Annotated in this window: 17 protein-coding genes; 9 read left to right on the top strand and 8 right to left on the bottom strand. The window is 71.2% G+C overall.

All coding sequences use genetic code 11. The features are described from left to right. Positions 1-14 precede the first annotated feature (14 nt). A complete protein-coding gene (locus ASD84_RS15825) occupies positions 15-1,742 on the bottom strand; it encodes a CocE/NonD family hydrolase (protein WP_056712540.1) in 1,728 nt (575 codons plus the stop codon). 131 nt (positions 1,743-1,873) lie between these two features. Here ASD84_RS15825 and ASD84_RS15820 point away from each other — a divergent pair, with 131 nt between their 5' ends. Next, positions 1,874-2,971 carry a hypothetical protein gene (locus ASD84_RS15820; protein ID WP_056712539.1) on the top strand — a complete coding sequence of 366 codons (1,098 nt, stop codon included), beginning with the start codon at positions 1,874-1,876 and terminating at the stop codon, positions 2,969-2,971. Here the strand turns inward: ASD84_RS15820 and pdxH are convergent. Further along, positions 2,923-3,591: a pyridoxamine 5'-phosphate oxidase gene (pdxH, locus tag ASD84_RS15815; protein ID WP_200954612.1), complete on the bottom strand. Its 669-nt coding sequence runs from the start codon at positions 3,589-3,591 to the stop codon at positions 2,923-2,925. The genes ASD84_RS15820 and pdxH overlap by 49 nt on opposite strands. A 91-nt stretch (positions 3,592-3,682) precedes the next feature. Between pdxH and ASD84_RS15810 the strand changes: the two genes are divergently transcribed. Continuing rightward, positions 3,683-4,786: a citrate synthase 2 gene (locus ASD84_RS15810; RefSeq protein ID WP_056712537.1), complete on the top strand. Its 1,104-nt coding sequence runs from the start codon at positions 3,683-3,685 to the stop codon at positions 4,784-4,786. A 74-nt stretch (positions 4,787-4,860) separates the two neighbouring features. On the opposite strand, the gene ASD84_RS15805 is transcribed toward ASD84_RS15810, so the two are convergent. Continuing rightward, positions 4,861-5,517, bottom strand: a complete 657-nt coding sequence (locus ASD84_RS15805; protein ID WP_056712535.1) for a FadR/GntR family transcriptional regulator — start codon at positions 5,515-5,517, stop codon at positions 4,861-4,863. 47 nt (positions 5,518-5,564) lie between these two features. On the opposite strand from ASD84_RS15805, the gene ASD84_RS15800 reads away from it, so the two are divergent. The 4 genes from ASD84_RS15800 to ASD84_RS15785 are packed head-to-tail and all read left to right on the top strand — an operon-like array spanning position 5,565 to position 10,520. Continuing rightward, positions 5,565-6,800: a CynX/NimT family MFS transporter gene (locus tag ASD84_RS15800; RefSeq protein WP_056712533.1), complete on the top strand. Its 1,236-nt coding sequence runs from the start codon at positions 5,565-5,567 to the stop codon at positions 6,798-6,800. 60 nt (positions 6,801-6,860) lie between these two features. Beyond that, entirely contained in the window at positions 6,861-7,502 is a 642-nt protein-coding gene (locus tag ASD84_RS15795) for a TetR/AcrR family transcriptional regulator (protein WP_056712532.1), read from the top strand. 58 nt (positions 7,503-7,560) lie between these two features. Next, entirely contained in the window at positions 7,561-8,799 is a 1,239-nt protein-coding gene (locus tag ASD84_RS15790; RefSeq protein ID WP_082573637.1) for a lipase family protein, read from the top strand. After that, positions 8,796-10,520 (top strand): hypothetical protein, encoded by a 1,725-nt coding sequence (locus ASD84_RS15785; RefSeq protein WP_056712527.1) that lies wholly within the window; start codon positions 8,796-8,798, stop codon positions 10,518-10,520. Before ASD84_RS15790 ends, ASD84_RS15785 begins: the two co-directional genes overlap by 4 nt. 17 nt (positions 10,521-10,537) lie before the next feature. Here ASD84_RS15785 and ASD84_RS15780 read toward each other — a convergent pair whose 3' ends face one another. Together ASD84_RS15780 and ASD84_RS15775 are read right to left on the bottom strand one after the other, a co-directional pair. Next, positions 10,538-11,197, bottom strand: coding sequence for a response regulator (locus ASD84_RS15780; RefSeq protein WP_056712524.1), 660 nt, complete (start codon positions 11,195-11,197; stop codon positions 10,538-10,540). Further along, entirely contained in the window at positions 11,194-12,324 is a 1,131-nt protein-coding gene (locus tag ASD84_RS15775) for a sensor histidine kinase (protein WP_082573635.1), read from the bottom strand. The genes ASD84_RS15780 and ASD84_RS15775 overlap by 4 nt, the downstream gene beginning before the upstream one ends. Positions 12,325-12,455: 131 nt before the next feature. Here ASD84_RS15775 and ASD84_RS15770 point away from each other — a divergent pair, with 131 nt between their 5' ends. Then, positions 12,456-13,385, top strand: a complete 930-nt coding sequence (locus ASD84_RS15770; RefSeq protein WP_056712521.1) for an ABC transporter ATP-binding protein — start codon at positions 12,456-12,458, stop codon at positions 13,383-13,385. Further along, positions 13,382-14,278 (top strand): ABC transporter permease subunit, encoded by an 897-nt coding sequence (locus ASD84_RS15765; RefSeq protein WP_056712518.1) that lies wholly within the window; start codon positions 13,382-13,384, stop codon positions 14,276-14,278. Before ASD84_RS15770 ends, ASD84_RS15765 begins: the two co-directional genes overlap by 4 nt. On the opposite strand, the gene ASD84_RS15760 is transcribed toward ASD84_RS15765, so the two are convergent. Beyond that, complete coding sequence (locus ASD84_RS15760) at positions 14,271-14,756, bottom strand: GNAT family N-acetyltransferase (RefSeq protein ID WP_056712516.1); 486 nt, start codon at positions 14,754-14,756, stop codon at positions 14,271-14,273. The genes ASD84_RS15765 and ASD84_RS15760 overlap by 8 nt on opposite strands. 107 nt (positions 14,757-14,863) lie before the next feature. On the opposite strand from ASD84_RS15760, the gene serC reads away from it, so the two are divergent. Beyond that, positions 14,864-15,985, top strand: a complete 1,122-nt coding sequence (serC, locus tag ASD84_RS15755) for a phosphoserine transaminase (RefSeq protein WP_056712511.1) — start codon at positions 14,864-14,866, stop codon at positions 15,983-15,985. 79 nt (positions 15,986-16,064) lie between these two features. On the opposite strand, the gene ASD84_RS15750 is transcribed toward serC, so the two are convergent. Next, positions 16,065-16,328: a hypothetical protein gene (locus tag ASD84_RS15750; protein WP_056712509.1), complete on the bottom strand. Its 264-nt coding sequence runs from the start codon at positions 16,326-16,328 to the stop codon at positions 16,065-16,067. A gap of 109 nt (positions 16,329-16,437) precedes the next feature. Then, the gene (locus ASD84_RS15745) at positions 16,438-16,929 is read right to left on the bottom strand and encodes an O-acetyl-ADP-ribose deacetylase (RefSeq protein ID WP_056712507.1); all 492 of its coding nucleotides are present in this window, start codon (positions 16,927-16,929) and stop codon (positions 16,438-16,440) included. Between the last annotated feature and the right edge of the window lie 786 nt (positions 16,930-17,715).

Here is a 17,715-nt window from a genome sequence, read left to right as displayed (position 1 = left end):
GACTTGGGGTTTGTCTACGGCGTCAGCGCAGCAGCCAGGTCGCTCCCCGGCAGCACCGGCACCCGCAGCCGGGCGCCGTCCGCGCCCCCGATGCGCAGGTTGTGGATCGCGGGCAGCGCCAGCGGCGAGGCGAGCGACGTACCGACGACCTGGATCCGGATCCGGTGGCCCTTCTCGAAACGGTTGCCGACCGGCCACAGCTCCACCTGGTAGCGCCGGAACTGCAGCGGCGTGGCAGGCGAGGAGTGGGAGTAGTCGCCGTACGGCTGGACGATCCGGCCCTGGCTGTCGGTCAGCGACTTCGCGGGTACGACGCCCGGGTAGTTCGTGTTCAGCCGGCCGACCGTGAGCGGGTTCGACGTGCCGTCGGGGGCGACGTCGGACAGCACGGCCCAGATGCCCGAGCCCGGCGTCGTGGTCGACAGGTTCAGGTCCAGCGCGACCGGACCGGCGAGGTCGACGTCCGTGTCGAGCGCGCCCGTCGTGTAGGTCAGCCCGGTCAACCCGTCGATGCTCGCGAGCGTCGTCTGGGTGAGCAGCGGCAGTGCGCCGGTCAGGGCGCTCGCACCTCCGGCGTCGATCAGCGCGATGTTCGGGACGTCGGTCATCGTGGGCAGCGTCGGAACGGTGAGGTACGACGCCGTACCCCGGGTCGTCGGGGGCGTCAGCGTGAGCGACCGACCGGGTGCGAGGGCCAGCTCGGTCCACGCGGTGCCCGGCAACGGCCAGTCGGTTCCCTGGACGGTGACGTTCTCGCCCCTGAGGTACGACGCCCGGTCGCCCTTGGCGAGCGTGAGGCTCACCCGCGGCTCGCTCTCGATCCCGTTGTCCTCGCCGCGGACGAAGTGGTCGAGCCACGCAGCCGCCTCGGCCGCTCCGCCGTCGGTTCCGGCCGGTACGCCGTCGTGGCCGCCCTCCATCACCAGGTGGGCGCCATCGGCACGCAACGCCCGGTAGCCCTGGAACGCTCCGCGCGACTCGACGTCGTAGAACCCGTTGATCATCAGCACCGGGATGTCGTTGGCGTCGCCGCGCCAGCCGCGCTCGGCCCACCAGGCGTCGAGGCTGGGGTGCGCCAGACCCGCGTTCACACCGGACGTGAAGAGTCCGCCGATCACGTCGAGCGCGGAGCCGGGGTTGCGCTGGAGGCGGTCGATGCCCTGCAGGAGGGCGGGGGCACCGATCAGCGCGAGCACGCCGGCGCCGGGCACCAGGTTCATCAGGCCCCCGGGCACCAGCAGGTCGCGGTACAGCTCGTGGGTGCCGGACTTGAGGATCGCGGCCTTCACGCACGGCAGCTCCTGGTGCCAGGAGTTGTAGAGCACGATCGCGCTCGCCGAGAAGCCGTTGAGCGCGAGCCGGCCGTCACTGAACGGCTGCGAGCACGCCCACTCGAGCACTTCGACCACGTCGCTCTGGCTCTTCGGGCCGAGCGCGTCGAACGACCCGTCGCTGTCCCCCGTACCGCGGATCTGGACGAGCAGGTAGTTGTAGTCCGGCCCCACCTCGAGCGTCTGGCTGTTGTCGCCGTACGGCGAGAACTCGACCACCGTCGGCTTCGCCTGGACAGGTCCCGAGCTGATGAGCGTGGTCTGGAGCTCGACGCCGTCGGAAACGGTGAACCGCTGGTCGACGACGACCGGCGCCGGTGTGTCCTCCGCGTCCGCCCGACCGGGTGCCGCAGTGATCCCGGCAGCGACCGTGACGACCGCAAGGGTGAGTGCTCCGAGTCGGGTGCCCATGGATGGTCAACGACGCGTGCTGGTGAGGGCTATGTCGTCCGCCTCCTACCACCTCCGGGCCGATTCGGTTCGTTGTGACCGGTCTCGCCAATTCGGTCACGCGACGCCCTTTCGCGAGGGAGGATGCGGCCATGGACATGGGGCTTCCTGCTGACGAGCGCGCCACGCTGCGTGCGCTCATCGAGGCGGCCGCGCCGGAGCCGCTGCCTGCCGACCAGGCGCTCGCGCTCCTGCAGGGCGTCAGGGGCCTGGACCCCGAATCGCTGGGCCGGCTCGCCTATCACGCACTGACCGGGATCGACCCCGGCGCTTCCGACCCCGCACCCCCGAACGAGGTCCTGCCCGGGTTCCCGCCCTTCGCCGCGGAGGTGTTGATGCGGGCCATCTGCGGTCCGGACCACCGGCGCCCCACCGCCCAGGCGATCCTGATCGTGCTGGACACCGTGCCCGCCTCCGCGTGGCCGACGTCGGGTCGCCCGGCCGTGGTGCCCGGGGACGCACCGGTCGAGGACGTGGCGGTCGAGGAGCACGTGGAGGTCGCGGCCCCGGAGCCGGAGCCCGAGAAGTACGTCGAGCCGGAACCCGAGCCGCAGCCCGAGCCCGAGCCCGCGCTGGTCAGCGACCACGTCGGCCGCGACCAGGAGTTCCGCAACCTGATCGCGCCCGGCCGCCCGGTCCCGCGCTTCGACCCGCTGTCCGACCCCTGGGAGCCGGAGCCCGAGGAGCACGTCGGACCGGAACCGGTCATCGAGCCCGAGCCCGATCCGGTGGTCGAGCCCGAGCCCGACGTCGAGCCGATCGTCGAGCCGGTCCCGGAGCCCGATCCGGTGGTCGAGCCCGAGCCCGAGCCCGAACCAGAACCTGCACGCCCCGTGATCCGCGGCGTCGACCCGCCCGCGGAGGGCGGCATGCACGCGGAGTTCCGCAACCTCGTGCCCGCGTCCTTCGAGGTACCCCGCTTCGACCGGCTCCCGGACCCGGTCGGCATCGCGCTCACCGACGACGCCCGCCAGCACACGAGCGGACGCCGGCGTACCCGCAGCAGCTCAACCGGCCGGTCCCGGCGCGACAGGAACCAGGTGCTGCTCCTGATCGCGGTGTTCGTCGTGATCGTCCTGCTCGCGGCGGCCTATCTCGCCACCAAGGGCACGCAGGAGGATCCGGACGACGCGGGGACCCCTCAGGGCGCGAGCCGCGTGACGTCCCAGCCGGACGACGCCCGGCCGTAGTGGATCCGGTCGTGCAGGCGCCCCTGCCGACCCTGCCAGAACTCGAAGGTCGCCGGCCGCACGCGGTAGCCGCCCCAGGTCGGCGGCACGGGCACGTCCTGCCCGTCGAACCGCGCCTCCGCGTCGCGGTAGGCCTGTTCGAGCTCCCCGCGCCCGCTGACCACCCGCGACTGCGGTGAGGCCCAGGCCCCGAGCTGGGATCCGCGCGGACGGGAGGAGAAGTAGGCCTGCACCACGGCGGCATCCAGCGGGATCGCAAGACCCTCGACGCGGACCTGCCGCTCGAGGGGGTGCCACGGGAACAGCAGCGCGCACAGCGACTCGTGCGCGAGTGCGCGCCCCTTGCGCGACGCGGTGTTGGTGAAGAAGGTGAAGCCGTCGTCGGGTCGGTCCGGGGCGACGCCCTTGAGCAGCACCGTCCGCGACGAGGGCGCGCCGTCCGCGTCGACGGTCGAGAGGATCATCGCGTTCGGCTCGTGGATGCCTGCCGCGGTCGCGTCGTCGTACCACCGCTGCCACTGGACCCACGGATCCGGATCGACGTCGGACTCGTCGAGCCCGATGGCGCCGTACTCCTTGCGCAGCAGGGCAAGGTCGGGCGTCGTTTGGTCCCCGGGCATGTCCCCAAACTAGCGAGTGCGGCAGAATGCCGGATGGCCTGCGCGCCGTTCGTGACCCGAACGGTTCGCCCCACGGACGAAGGAGCTGTCGATGCCTGAGGTACACCACGGACTTGAGGGCGTCGTTGCCTTCGAAACGCAGATCGCAGAGCCGGACAAGGAAGGCTCGGCCCTGCGCTACCGCGGTGTCGACATCGAGGACCTCGCTGGACGGGTTCCCTTCGAGAACGTGTGGGGCCTGCTGATCGACGGCTCCTTCACGCCCGGCCTCCCGCCCGCCGAGGCGTACAGCCTCCCCGTGCACACCGGTGACGTCCGCGTGGACGTCCAGGCCGCTATCGCGATGCTGGCGCCGGCCTTCGGCTTCGGCCAGACCTACGACATCTCCGACGAGCAGGCCCGCGCCGACCTCGCCCGGGTCGCCGTCATGGTCCTGTCGTACGCCGGCCAGTCGGCCCGCGACCTGCACCTGCCCGTCGTACCGCAGCGCCTGGTCGACGAGGGTCAGACGCTCGCCGAGAAGTTCCTGATCCGGTGGCGCGGCGAGGCCGACCCGAAGCACGCGCACGCCATCGACGCCTACTGGTCCTCGGCCGCCGAGCACGGCATGAACGCCTCGACGTTCACCGCGCGCGTGATCACCTCGACCGGTGCCGACGTCGCGGCGGCCTTCTCCGGCGCCATCGGTGCGATGAGCGGCCCGCTGCACGGCGGTGCGCCCTCGCGCGTGCTCGGGATGATCGAGGACGTCGAGAAGTCCGGCGACGCCCGCGCCTACGTCAAGAACCTGCTCGACTCCGGCGAGCGCCTGATGGGCTTCGGCCACCGCGTCTACCGCGCCGAGGACCCGCGCGCCCGCGTGCTGCGCCGTACGGCGAAGGAGCTCGACGCTCCTCGCTACGCCGTTGCGGAGGCCCTCGAGCAGGCCGCCCTGGCCGAGCTCCGTGAGCGCCGTCCCGACCGCGTGCTCGAGACGAACGTGGAGTTCTGGGCGGCGATCGTCCTGGACTTCGCCGAGGTCCCGGCCCACATGTTCACCTCGATGTTCACCTGCGCCCGCACGGGCGGCTGGTCGGCGCACATCCTGGAGCAGAAGACGACCGGTCGCCTGATCCGCCCGTCGGCCATCTACACCGGCCCCGCGACGCGCCCCGCGAGCGAGATCGAGGGCTGGGACACCGCCTGGGCGAAGTAGCCCCACGACCCTCGCGGGAAGTCATGCGAACTGGCTGCTCCAGCGACCAGTTCGCATGACGTCCCGCATCCAGCTCACCCCGCGACGTGCTCCAGCAGCTCGGCGCTGGCAGCCGCTGCAGCATGGACGTCCCCGGCCCGGATGGCGGCGAGTACCGCGTCGTGCTCGGGTCCGAGGTCGTCGGCATCCCCCGGGTGGTCGATGCTGGCGCGCAGGGTCTCCACCAGGCCGTCGTACAGCTCGACGAGCAGGGGGTTGTGGGCGGCGGCGACGACCGCGATGTGGAAGTCCACGTCCGCGGTGACGAAGGCGGGGCCGTCGTCCGCGGCCAGGGCGGCCAGCCGGCGGGCCATGGCCGCGTCCAGCACCGCCAGGTCGTCAGGGGTACGACGCTCGGCGGCCAGCGCGGCTGCCCGCACCTCGATGGCGTGGCGCACCTCCAGCAGGTGGGCCAGGTCGACGCGATCGACCTGCCGGCGCATCAATGCCTGCATCTCGGTGGCCGCGGCCACATAGGTGCCGTCGCCGCGGCGTACCTCCAGCAGGCCGACGTGGGCCAGCGCCTTGACCGCCTCGCGGACGGTGTTGCGGCTGACCCCGAGGGCGGCACCGAGCACCGGCTCGGGCGGGATCCGGGTGCCGACGGTCCACTCGCCGCTGGCGAGCAGCGCGCGCATCCCCTCGATCGCCTGGTCGACCAGCGAGGCGGGGGTGGTGGGGGCGAGCGGCATCGGCGTCCTTTCGTCCAATCATCCTACGTCTGTCTACACTAGTCGACATGCCGCCCTCCGCGCAGCCGTCGCGCCTCTCGCACCTCCTTCGGGGACATCTCTCCGAAGGCGCCGAGGTGACCCCGCTGACGCGGCGTCGGGCCACCATCAGTCTGGTCGTTGCGGTCCTGCTTGTCGCATTCAACCTGCGCATCGCGGTCACCAGCCTCGGCGCGATGCTGGACCGGCTCGCCTCGATGGGCCTCTCCGCCACGACCCAGGGCGTCCTGACGTCCCTGCCCGTGCTCTGCTTCGCCGCCGTCGGCGCGACCGCCATGGTCGTCACCCGCCGCGTGGGCGTGGACCGCGGCCTCGAAGGGGCGCTCGTCCTGCTGGCTGTCGGCCTCGTCCTGCGCGTCGTCGACGGCACTCCGGCCCTGATCGCCGGCACCCTGGTCGCCTGCGCCGGCATCGCACTGGCGAACGTGCTGATCCCCGCGATCGTCAAGGAGCACTTCCCCACCCGCGTCGGCGCGATGACCGGCGCCTACAGCGCGGTCCTCTCGCTCGGCTCGGCCTTCGGCGCCGCGCTCACCGTGCCGATCGCCAACGCGACCGGCAGCTGGCGCGTGGGTCTCGGCGTCTGGGCGTTGCTCGCCCTCGTCGCCGCGGTCGCGTGGGCGCCGTACGCCCGCGGCCGCAACCGCCAGCGCTCCACCGCCCGCGGCACCACGATGTGGCGCAACCCGACTGCGTGGGCGGTCACCGTCCTGTTCGGCACGCAGTCGCTGTTCGCCTACGTGATGATGAGCTGGCTCCCGAGCCTGTACGTCGACGCCGGCTTCAGCGACGAGACGGCCGGCCTGCTCCTGGCGGTGAGCATCCTGATCGGCGTCCCGTGCTTCTTCATCGTCCCGAGCATCGCCGGCCGGTTGCGCCACCAGGGCCACCTGGTCGCCGTACTGACCTCGCTGACCGTCCTCGGCTGGCTCGGCCTGTGGCTGGCGCCGGCCGGTGGCGCCTGGCTGTGGGCGGCACTGCTCGGCATCGGTGGCTCGGTCTTCCCCGTCGTGCTGTCGTTCTTCGCGCTGCGCACCCACTCCTCGGCCGACACCGCTGCCCTGTCGACGATGGCGCAGAGCATCGGCTACCTGTTGGCGGCCGGCGGCCCGTTCGTCGTCGGCGTCATGCACCACGCCACCGGTGGCTGGACGCTGCCCTGCGTGCTGCTCGCGGGCCTCGGCGTGGTCCAGATCGGCACCGGCTACCTCGCCGGCCGTCCGGTCCGGATCGGCGCACACTGACCACCCTTCCGACAGGGCATCGTTTCGGATAGCGTCCCCCTCGGAACAGGGAGGCGCCCGATGGAGACCACTCCGGCTCGACGGTACGGCGGCCAGTCGGCCGAGGAACGCGACCACGGTCGGCTGCTGCGACTACGAGCCGCGGCCCTCGACCTGTTCGGCACCCACGGCTACCAGGCGGTCTCGATCGACCGGCTCTGCTCGACCGCATCGGTCTCCACGCGGCACTTCTACCAGCAGTTCAGCTGCAAGGAGGACCTCCTCCTCGACCTCTACGGCGCCATCACCGCCGAGGCCTACGAAGCGGTCGGTCACTCTTTGGCCGCCACCGGGGACGACGACTTCCGTCGTCGCCTGGACGCCGCCGTACGCGCCTACCTCCGTCCGGTGCTGGCCGATCCCCGCACCGCCCGGATCGCGTTCGTCGAGATCGTCGGCGTCAGCCCCCGCGTCGAGCAGCAACGGCTCGACTTCCGCGCGACCATCGTGGCCCTGGTCGAGGACGAAGGAGGCCGGGCCGTGGATCGCGGCGAGATCGCCCCGCGCGACTTCCGTTTCCTCGCCCTCGCCCTGAGCGGCGCGATCAATGTCGTGGTCCACGACTGGATGCGCCGGCCCCGCCGCGGTTCGGCCCGACGGCTCGAGGACCAGCTGTGCGCGCTCGCGGTGCACCTCATGACGGGCGAGGCAGCACCCGTCTGACGGGCTCCATCTGAAAAGGTGTCTGGCTGCTTGCGCCGGAGCCGCCTACGCTCCGCTCATGCGAAAGATGATCGTTTCGCTTTGTGGACTGCTCGCGGTTCTCATCGCTGTCGTGTTGCTCGCCCCTGCCGCCACCGCCGGGCCCGCACCCGTGCCCCTCCCCGAGGACGACCCGTTCTTCGCAGCGCCGGCCGACCTGGCGTCGTACCGACCGGGCCAGGTGATCGCGTCACGGAAGGTCCAGGTCAAGGCGTTCGAGCTGCCCGTGCCCGCCGCCGCGTGGCAGCTCGTCTACCGGACCTCCGACCGCGTCGGGACCCCGACGGTGACCGTCACGACCGTGATCGTGCCGGCGGCTCCGTGGAGCGGCCCGGGCACGCGTCCCCTGGTCTCCTACCAGACCGCGGAGGACGGCGTCTCCACCCGCTGCGCACCGTCGTACGCCCTGACGGCCGGTGGCCAGGGCGGCCTGACCGGTTCCTACTCGGAGACGCCGATCATCGTCACTGCCCTCCTCCAGGGCTGGGCAGTGTCGGTGCCGGACTACGAAGGCATGCAGTCCCAGTTCCTCGTCGCCGACGTCGCCGCCAAGGCGGTCCTCGACGGGCTCCGCGCGGCCCGGCAGTTCGCCGCGGCCGGGCTGCAGGACGCACCCCTGGCGATCTGGGGCTACTCGGGCGGGGCCTTCGCCACTGCCAACGCGGCACAGCTCCAGGGTTCCTACGCCCCGGAGCTGCCGCTGCGCGCCGTGGCCCTCGGTGGGCTGCTCGGCGACGTGCGGGCGACGATCGACGCGTTCGACGGCAGCATCGCGGGCGGCGCCATCCCGATGGGCATGCACGGCCTCGACCGGGCCTATCCCGAGATCGGCATCCAGCAGTACCTCAACCCGCTCGGTCAGCAGCTGTTCGCGACCATGAAGGACGACTGCCTCTTCGACGCCGTTCCGCGGCGCCCGTTCCTGCGGATGCGTGACATCGAGAGCGTCCCGAACGCCCTCGACACCCCGGCCGTGGCCGCGATGCTGCGCGAGAACAGCCCGCGCCATCGCGCCGGGACGCCGACCGCACCGGTGTACGAGTACCACACCCTCCTCGACGAATTCGCCCCGATCGGTCCCGCGAAGGACGCGCTCCGCAACTACTGCAGAGGCGGTGTCGCCGTCCAGCAGGACGTCAAGCTGCTCGGCGAGCACCTCACCGAGATCGTGCTCGGCATCCCCGGAGCGATCGGCTATCTCCGCGCCCGGTTCGCCGGCAGGCCCGCCCCGAGCAACTGCGCCGGGCTGCTCCGGTGAGCAGGCTCCGGGCAGCTGGTGCGTCCGCCGCAGCCGGTGTCCTGACGACGGGCCTGCTGGTCAGCGGCTGGATGAGTGCCGGCCCGGCCGCGTCGGCCGTGGACACCTGGTACGTCAAGGCGGGCGCCACGACCATCACCGGCACCGCCGACCGTCCGTTCGGCTCGCTCGCGCAGGTGGAGAGCGCCTCGCACGCCGGTGACACCATCGTCGTGCTGCCAGCGGACGGAGTCCTGGACGGCGGCATCCAGCTCAAGCCCGGGCAGACCCTCCAGGGCTCCGGTCCCTCGGCGTTGACGGCCGGTACGACGGCCGCTCGGCTCACCAACACGACCACCCGGTTGTCGGGTGACGCCGTCCGTCTTGCCGACGGGGCCACGGTCGCCAACCTGCGCATCACCGACGCGCGTCGGGGCGCCGTCTACGGCGTCGACGTCACCGACGTGCACATCACCGGCAACGACGTCTCCGGCCAGAACGCCGACTGCATCGACGGCTACCTGATCCCGCCGTTCATGGCCCCCACGAACCTGCCCGGCATCGGCATCCCCATCGCGAACGGGCTCCAGAACGGCTGGGCCGGCCTGATGGTCGACGCCTCCAGCCGGCAGGACATCGCCGTTAGCATCACCGGGAACCTGGTGCACGACGCGATGTGTGGCGACGGCATCGACGTACGGCTGTCCGGCACGGCCACCGGTACGGCGACCATCACCGACAACACCATCCACTCCCTGCGTCAGGGCAAGGACTTCCGGTCGGTGCTTGCCATCGGCCTCCAGGCACGCGACGCCGCCCGGCTCCGGGGCCTCCTGCACCGCAACACGCAGGCACTGCTCGGCAACCCCGACGACCTCAACCTCGCAGTCGAGGGCGCCGACTCCGAGGGCGTCTTCCTCAACGCGGTCGGCCCCGCCCAGCTGACGGCGACGGTCACCCACAACGCGTACACGAACGAGCACGGCTGGGGCGGCTTCTCGGCGAACGGCCTCGAAGCGGTCACCATGGGGTCCGGGGCGCGGCTCGACGTGCTGGTGCAGGACAGCTCCTTCTCCGGCTCCCCCGGCGACGTCATCGAGCACGGCGGCCTCGGCACGGACGCCCTGATGACGATGACGCTCGAACGGGTGACCGCCGAGCGTTCGAGGGGCATCGGGAACACCGTCCTGCTCCCGTTCAACAACGGGGACTGCGTGCTCGCGGGGAGCCTCGGGGCACGCAACACCATCCGGCTGGCCGTGCGCGACAGCGTGCTGCGGCGCTGCGCGAACAACGGGCTGTCCCTTGGCAGCAACGTCGTCAACGGCAAGGGGCCGACCACGGAGATCACCGCCACGGTCGACGGATCGACGATCACCGACAACCGCGGCGCCAACATCGGCGTCCGCAACTTCACCGCGCTCGAGAAGCTGTCGGTCAAGGTGCAGCGCACCGACCTCTCGCGGGCCGGTGGGCTGGGCTCGGGCATCGCCGACTTCTCTGCGGAGAACCTGGGTACGACGCGCGCCCATGTCATCGACATCGGCGGCGGACCGCTCGGCAGCGTGGGGCAGAACTGCCTGGTCGGAGGACTGCTGGCGGCCGACGTGCTGCGGTACGACGTCTCCGCCCGTCACAACTGGTGGGGGCGACCGGGAGGACCGGGTCTGCTGCGGACCCTCAGCCTCGGCGGTGTGCTCGACACCTCCGCGGCCCTGGCGTCCACACCCTGCGGCGCCTGACCAGCTGACCCGTGGGGTCACGCCCGGCGCAGTCCCGACTCGATCGCGAACACCACGAGCTGGGCGCGGTCGCGGGCCTGCAGCTTCACCATCGCGCGGCTGACATGGGTGCGCACGGTGTCCGGGCTGACCACGAGCTCGGCCGCGATCTCGGCGTTGGAGCGCCCGGTGGCGACCCAGCCCAGGATCTCGCGCTCGCGCTCGGTCAGGTCACCGAGGCGCGGGTGCACGCGTTCGGGCCGGCTCGCACCGAAGTGCTCGATCACGCGGCGGGTGACGGAGGGGGCCAGCAGTGAGCCGCCCTCGGCGACGACTCTGATCGCGTCGAGCAGGGCCGTCGGTTCCGCGTCCTTGAGCAGGAAGCCGCTGGCGCCGTTGCGCAGCGCCTCGAAGACGTACTCGTCCAGCTCGAAGGTGGTCAACATGACCACCTTGACCCCCGCGAGGGCAGGGTCCGCGCCGACCTCCGCCAGCAGCGAGAGCCCGTCGAGCACCGGCATCCGGATGTCGCAGAGCACGACGTCCGGCAGCGTGCGGCGCAGGAGAGCCAGGCCCTCACGACCGTCCGCCGCCTCACCCACCAGCTCCAGGTCGGGCTCGGAGCTGATCAGCGTCGCGAGGCCCATCCGCACCAGCGGCTGGTCGTCGACGAGCGCGACGCGAATCGGCGTACTCATGCGGGCAGCTCCGCGACGACCTCGAAGCCGCCCCGCGCACCGGGACCCGCGCGGAACGTGCCGCCGATCCCCTCGACCCGGGTCCGCATGCCACCGATGCCCATGCCTTCATCCTGCACCGCGCCGCCGCGCCCGTCATCGCTGACCATGACCACGACCAGGTCCCCACGCCGCTCCCAGCGGACCTGCGCGGCGCTCGCTCCCGCGTGCCGCAGCACATTGGTCAGGGCTTCCTGCACGACGCCGTACGCCGCCTCTCCAGAGGCCGACGGCAGGTCACCCGGGTCGCCGATGACCTCGACCACCAGTCCGGCCGAACGCACCCGCTCGACCAGTGCGGGGATCGCTTCGACGCCAGCGGCCGGGCGGCGTGGAGCCGGCTCCCCCGCGATGCTGGCCAGCTCGGACCGCAACGCGTCCAGCGCTTCCCGCGCGGTCGACCGGATCGCCTCCAGGCTCTCTCGCGCCGCAGCGGGGTCGCGGTCGAGGACGTGCAGCGCGACACCGGCCTGCATGGCGATCACGGCCAGCCCGTGGCCGACGCCGTCGTGCAGGTCCTGGGCCATCCGGAGCCGCTCCTCGGTCGCGGCACGCCCCGCCCGCTCCGCATGGGCTTCCATCCGGCTGCGGGCCGCCGTGGCGATCGCACCGGTCGCGGCGACGACGGCCACCGCACCCACGGCCTGCCAGAAGTGCTGGTGACCGGCGTCCGGCTCCCACCACACGTAGCGACCGGCGAGACCGAGCGCGACGAGCACCAGCGCGGGAACCGCCCACCGGATCCACTGCGCCACCGGCGTGCTGATCGCGACCACGAACGTGACGGCCGGCAGGGCCAGGAAGATCGGGCCGTCGGCGTAGCCGCACGCGAAGTAGGCGCCGGTGAACGCACCCGCCGTCAGCAGCAGGGCACCGACCGGCACGCCCCAGCGACTCCCGAGCCCCGGCAACACCGTCGGCAGCATCGCGGCCGTGGCCAGCAGGACGCCGAGGATCGCGGGCGAGGGAGAGCCGACGGCATGGTTCGCTGCGGCCGTCCCCACCACCAGCAGCGCCGTGAGGACCCACGGCCACACCCGCAGGCTCGCGGTGAGGGCAGGCGTGGGCCCCGATGGCACAGTGGTCATGGTCCGAGGCTAGAGGGATCGGCCCCCGCCGTCGTACGACGACAGGCAGCGCCGTCGTACGCATAACTGCGTACGCAGCGACCGCCTCGCAGCGGACGCGCGGACGGCTTCCACACCGCAGGCTGGGAGCCATGGACCAGAACCTTGACCCGGTGGTCACCACCGAAGCGCTGACCAAGCGGTACGGCGACCGACTCGCCGTCGACGGCGTCAGCATGACCGTGCAGCGCGGCGAGGTCTACGGCTTCCTGGGCCCGAACGGGGCCGGCAAGACGACCACGCTGCGGATGATGCTGGGCCTGATCCGGCCCACGTCCGGATCGGCCACCATCCTGGGCCGCCCCTCCGACAAGCCCCACGGCTCGACGTCCGTGGGCGCCCTGATCGAGGGCCCCGGCTTCTACCCCTACCTGTCCGGCCGCGGCAACCTGCGCGTGCTGGCCCGCCAGCGCGGCTTCGACGAGACCGAGGTCGAGCGGGTCCTCGAGCGGGTCGACCTGGTCGACCGAGGCGAGGACAGGTTCAAGGGCTACTCACTGGGCATGAAGCAGCGCCTCGGCGTCGCGGCCGCCCTGATGGGCAACCCCGAGCTGATCATCCTCGACGAGCCGACCAACGGCCTCGACCCGGCCGGCATGGCCGACATGCGGGCCCTCATCGTCGAGCTCGCCCGCGGGGGCCAGACCGTCCTGCTCTCCAGCCACCTGCTGGCCGAGGTGCAGGAGATCTGCCACCGGGTCGGCGTCATCAACGGCGGGCGCCTCCTTCGGGAGTCCACCGTCGCCGACCTCCGCGGCGGCATCTCACTGCGGGTCCGGGCCACGCCGGAGGCCGACGCCCTGGCCGTCGCCATGCGCCTCGCCGGCGACGACGGCGTGCGTCGTACCGACGACGGAGCACTGCTGCTCAGCCTCTCCCCCGACCGGGCACCCGACGTGGTCCGCGCGCTCGTCACCGCCGGCGCCGACGTCCACGAGATCACCGCTGCCGAGCGCAGCCTCGAAGAGGTCTTCTTCGAGATGACGTCCAGCACCACCACTGCCAAGGAGCACGTGTCATGAGTACGACGACCACGACCGCCCGGCCCGCACCGACGGGCCTGCTGACGGCGACCCTGCACAGCACCCGTGCGGAGCTGATGCGCCTGCGCGCCTGGCCCGCCGTGTGGATCACGTTGGGCGCCTGGCTCGCCCTGAGCCTGATGTTCGGCTACCTGTTCACCTACCTGTCCTACACGAGCGGCGACCCCGGGTTCGCCGACGAGGGCACCACGCAGGCCGAGCAGCTCGCGCGGATGCTGCCGGACGCCGTACCCGATGTCTTCCTGCAGGGCATGCCGATGTTCGGTGGAGCGCTGATGATGGTGCTCGGAGCGCTCGTCGCCGGCAACGGCTACGGCTGGGGCACCTGGAAGACGCTGTTCTCCCAGGGCGTGCGCCGCGGCCCGGCCGTGATCGGCTCGGTCACTGCGCTCACGGTCATCGTCGTGGGCACCCTCGTGGTGACGCTCGGCTTCGACCTGGGGATCTCGCTGGTGATCACCGCCAGCGAGTCGCAGGACGTCGTGATGCCGTCCTTCGGCTCGGTGGCCGAGGCGTTCGGTGCCGGCTTCCTGGTCCTGGAGATGTGGGCCGTGCTCGGCTTCGCGCTCGGCACGGTGGCCCGCGGCCCGGCACTGTCCGTCGGCCTCGGCCTGGTCTGGGCCCTGGTGGTCGAGAACCTGCTGCGCGGCGTCGGCCAGCTCCTCGGCTGGGTGGAGAACCTCACCGAGGTGCTGCCCGGCACGTCGGCCGGGTCGCTGATCGGTTCGATCGTGGGCGTCGAGTCCGGTGACGGGACGCCGGGTGTCCTCGACACCGTCCCGGCCGACCGGGCAGCGATCACGGTGGCCGTCTACATCGTGCTCGCCATGCTCCTCAGCCTGGCCCTGGTACGACGCCGTGACGTCACGTGAGCCGCTTGCCGTAGGACCGGGCCAGCTCGTGGCCGGCGTAGAACCCGAACACCGGGATCTCGACGTAGCCCGCGCTGAGGTAGAGCGCGATCGCCTCCGGTTGCATCAGCCCGGTCCCGAGCACGACGACGTCGGCACCGGCTGCGGAGGCGGTCCGCTCCAGCTCGGCGAGGATGCGTCGGGCGAAGCCGCGGCCGCGGGCCTCGGGGACGACGTACATCCGTTTCAGCTCCACTGCGCTGGTGCCGCCGAGGGCCTGCTCGGGGGATCGCCGCCAGGCGCCGGTCACGACCGGCGTCTGGCGGTCGTCGTACCCGACGAGGAAGAGGCCGTCCGGGGCGTCGAACTCTCGAGGGTCCGCGTGTCCGCCGTCCGGTGAGCCGTAACGCTCGGCGTACTCGAGCTGGACCCGCGCGACCAGTGCGATGGCATCGGGATGGTCGTAGGCGACCGGGCGCAACTCGAGTTCGTGGTCCATGAGGCTTAACGATTTATCACCGATGTGATGCGGCTGTCACACTGGTTTCATCTCTGACAGCGTCGTCAGCCTGCCCCTCCGCTCACTTCGATGAGAAGGTTGAACCCGTGACTGACGCGATCGTGATCCCTGCCGACATCAAGCCTGTGGACGGCCGCTTCGGCGCCGGCCCCTCGAAGGTCGCCCCCGGCGCCCTCGACGCCCTCGCCGCGACCGGCACGTCCCTGATGGGCACCTCGCACCGCCAGGCGGCCGTGAAGAACACCGTCGGCCGCGTGCGGGACGGCCTCGGCACCTTCTTCGACCTGCCCGAGGGCTACGAGGTGGTGTTCGGCAACGGCGGCGCGACCGCGTTCTGGGACATCGCCACGTTCGGCCTGATCCGCGAGAAGTCGCAGCACCTGACCTTCGGTGAGTTCTCCTCGAAGTTCGCCAAGGCAGCTGCGGACGCACCGTGGCTCCAGGCGCCGTCGATCATCAAGGCCGACCCGGGTTCGCGTCCCGTCTCGGTCGCCGAAGAGGGCATCGACGTCTACGGCTGGGCCCACAACGAGACCTCGACGGCCGTCATGGCGCCGGTCATCCGCCCCGCGGGCATCGCCGACGACGCACTGGTCCTGATCGACGCCACGTCGGGCGCGGGCGGCCTGCCGGTCGACCTGACCGAGGTCGACGTCTACTACTTCGCGCCCCAGAAGTGCTTCGCCTCGGACGGCGGCATCTGGTTCGCGATCATGTCGCCGAAGGCGCTTGCCCGCGTCGAGGAGATCAAGGCCTCGGGTCGATTCATCCCGGCGTTCTTCGACCTGCAGACCGCGGTCGAGAACTCGCGCCTCAACCAGACCTACAACACCCCGTCCATCGCGACCTTCTTCCTGATGGCCGAGCAGCTGGACTGGATGAACGCCAACGGCAGCCTCAAGGGCATGGTCGAGCGGACCACGGCGTCCTCGGACGCGCTCTACGGCTGGGCCGAGAAGACGTCGTACACGACGCCGTACGTCGCCAAGGCGGAGGACCGCTCGCTCGTGATCGGCACCATCGACTTCGACGACGCCATCGACGCGGCCGCGATCGCCAAGGCGCTGCGCGCCAACGGCATCGTGGACACCGAGCCGTACCGCAAGCTGGGCCGCAACCAGCTGCGCATCGCGATGTACCCCGCGATCGACCCGACCGACATCGAGCTGCTGACGAAGTCCATCGACCACGTCGTGGGCCAGCTCTGACGCAGCAGATGTCGCAGCGCTGAAAAACGACTGCAGGTCATCTCCCCCACGCGGAGATGACCTGCAGTCGTTTTGGGAGTCAGGCGAAGGTGTCGACCCTCAGGCCGACAGCCGCGGTCAGCTCGGTGCGGGCCCGGCCGGAGACGGCGCCGGGCGTCGCGAGGACCTCGGCGACGGTGCGCTCGAGGACCTTGTGCTGGTGGAAGTGCTCGAGGGCGGCGGAGCGCCACTCCTCGACGTCCGGACCGGCCACCTGGACCCGCGCAGCGGGCCGCATGAGCGAGACGGCGCAGAAGCACGCGAGGACCATCAGGAGGAACGCGGAGGTGAGCTCGAACGGCATGGTCGTCTCCTTTCAGCGGTACCGGGGGTTCGGTAGCTGAACAACGACGCCGACCACTCAGGAGTGACGATCGGTCACCAGAATCGGGACCTTGTCCCGGGTCCGACCGTCAGAGGCGGCTCACGATCAGGTCGTACGACGACCTCCCGAACGCCACGAGTGTTGCCTTTTCCACCTGCGTGGGGGTGCCGCGCAGGGTCTCCAAGGCCGCGTCCACGGCGTCCTCCTTGGGCCAGCCGTAGACGCCGGCGCTGATCAACGGGAAGGCGACAGAACGCGCCCCGAGCTCGTCGGCGACCTCGAGCGCCCGGCGGTAGCAGGACGTGAGGAGGGACCGGTCGGTCTGGCCGGCGTTGCGGTTCGGCCCGACCACGTGGATCACCCACTGCGCGGGCATTGCGCCGGCAGTCGTCCACCCCGCGTCGCCGGTGGCCAGGCCATCAGGGAACCGGCGGATGCAGTCGGCGAGGACCTCGGGGCCGCCCGCGGCATGGATGGCTCCGTCCACCCCGCCACCCCCGCGCATCCGGTTGTTGGCGGCGTTGACGACCGCATCGACCTGCTGCTGGGCGATGTCACCCTCGACGACCTCGATCTCCATGTGCCGAGACTGCCACGTCACCCCGACACGCAGCGAAGGTCGTCGAGTAGCGGGGAGCGCCAGCGAGCCGCGTATCGAGACGCCCCGTTGGTCGAGGAGGTTGCGCAGCAACCGTCTCGAGACCATCAACTGTCCACAGGTGCGCAGACGACTTTCCCCTGTCCACAGGCGGGTTTCCGGGCCGTGGTTGTGTCGCCACCTCATGATCCAATACAGGTATGGGCCAGGGGAACAGCAACAACCTGACCGGACGGCACGAGAGCCGCCCGGCCGGCACGCTGCTGTCCCGGCTCAGCGGTCGCGTGAAGGCACGCGAGGAGTCACTGGTCGAGGATTGGACCGACCTGGTGACCTGGGCCGACCAGCACACCGTCACCACCCCGGAGCAGGCCGCGACCATCATCGACGGTGTCATCGACACCGGTGTCCCGATCGCCGGCGACGGTGCACCGCTGGTGTCGGAGTTCCACCTGATGGAACTCATCGCCGTGCTCGGCCGCTCACCTGACGGGGGACGTGCCTACGTCGGACGGATCATCGAGTGCGCCTGGCGGCTCCCCAACATCTACAAGTCCGTGGTCGAGGGCAGGTTGGCGCCNTGTCATCGACACCGGTGTCCCGATCGCGGGTGACGGTGCACCGCTGGTCTCGGAATTCCACCTGATGGAACTCATCGCCGTACTGGGCCGCTCACCTGACGGGGGACGTGCCTACGTCGGACGGATCATCGAGTGCGCCTGGCGGCTCCCCAACATCTACAAGTCCGTGGTCGAGGGCAGGTTGGCG

This window comes from Nocardioides sp. Root682 (genome assembly GCF_001427795.1).
In the GTDB taxonomy this organism is placed as follows: domain Bacteria; phylum Actinomycetota; class Actinomycetes; order Propionibacteriales; family Nocardioidaceae; genus Nocardioides.
This window is presented reverse-complemented; position numbering and strand designations above follow the sequence as displayed.

Excerpts from the sequence above, each read along its gene's own strand:
- ASD84_RS15825 (WP_056712540.1), bottom strand. The coding sequence starts at position 1,742 with ATGGGCACCCGACTCGGAGCACTCACCCTTGCGGTCGTCACGGTCGCT.
- ASD84_RS15820 (WP_056712539.1), top strand. The coding sequence starts at position 1,874 with ATGGACATGGGGCTTCCTGCTGACGAGCGCGCCACGCTGCGTGCGCTC.
- pdxH (WP_200954612.1), bottom strand. The coding sequence starts at position 3,591 with ATGCCCGGGGACCAAACGACGCCCGACCTTGCCCTGCTGCGCAAGGAG.
- ASD84_RS15810 (WP_056712537.1), top strand. The coding sequence starts at position 3,683 with ATGCCTGAGGTACACCACGGACTTGAGGGCGTCGTTGCCTTCGAAACG.
- ASD84_RS15805 (WP_056712535.1), bottom strand. The coding sequence starts at position 5,517 with ATGCCGCTCGCCCCCACCACCCCCGCCTCGCTGGTCGACCAGGCGATC.
- ASD84_RS15800 (WP_056712533.1), top strand. The coding sequence starts at position 5,565 with ATGCCGCCCTCCGCGCAGCCGTCGCGCCTCTCGCACCTCCTTCGGGGA.
- ASD84_RS15795 (WP_056712532.1), top strand. The coding sequence starts at position 6,861 with ATGGAGACCACTCCGGCTCGACGGTACGGCGGCCAGTCGGCCGAGGAA.
- ASD84_RS15790 (WP_082573637.1), top strand. The coding sequence starts at position 7,561 with ATGCGAAAGATGATCGTTTCGCTTTGTGGACTGCTCGCGGTTCTCATC.
- ASD84_RS15780 (WP_056712524.1), bottom strand. The coding sequence starts at position 11,197 with ATGAGTACGCCGATTCGCGTCGCGCTCGTCGACGACCAGCCGCTGGTG.
- ASD84_RS15775 (WP_082573635.1), bottom strand. The coding sequence starts at position 12,324 with ATGACCACTGTGCCATCGGGGCCCACGCCTGCCCTCACCGCGAGCCTG.
- ASD84_RS15770 (WP_056712521.1), top strand. The coding sequence starts at position 12,456 with ATGGACCAGAACCTTGACCCGGTGGTCACCACCGAAGCGCTGACCAAG.
- ASD84_RS15765 (WP_056712518.1), top strand. The coding sequence starts at position 13,382 with ATGAGTACGACGACCACGACCGCCCGGCCCGCACCGACGGGCCTGCTG.
- ASD84_RS15760 (WP_056712516.1), bottom strand. The coding sequence starts at position 14,756 with ATGGACCACGAACTCGAGTTGCGCCCGGTCGCCTACGACCATCCCGAT.
- ASD84_RS15750 (WP_056712509.1), bottom strand. The coding sequence starts at position 16,328 with ATGCCGTTCGAGCTCACCTCCGCGTTCCTCCTGATGGTCCTCGCGTGC.
- ASD84_RS15745 (WP_056712507.1), bottom strand. The coding sequence starts at position 16,929 with ATGGAGATCGAGGTCGTCGAGGGTGACATCGCCCAGCAGCAGGTCGAT.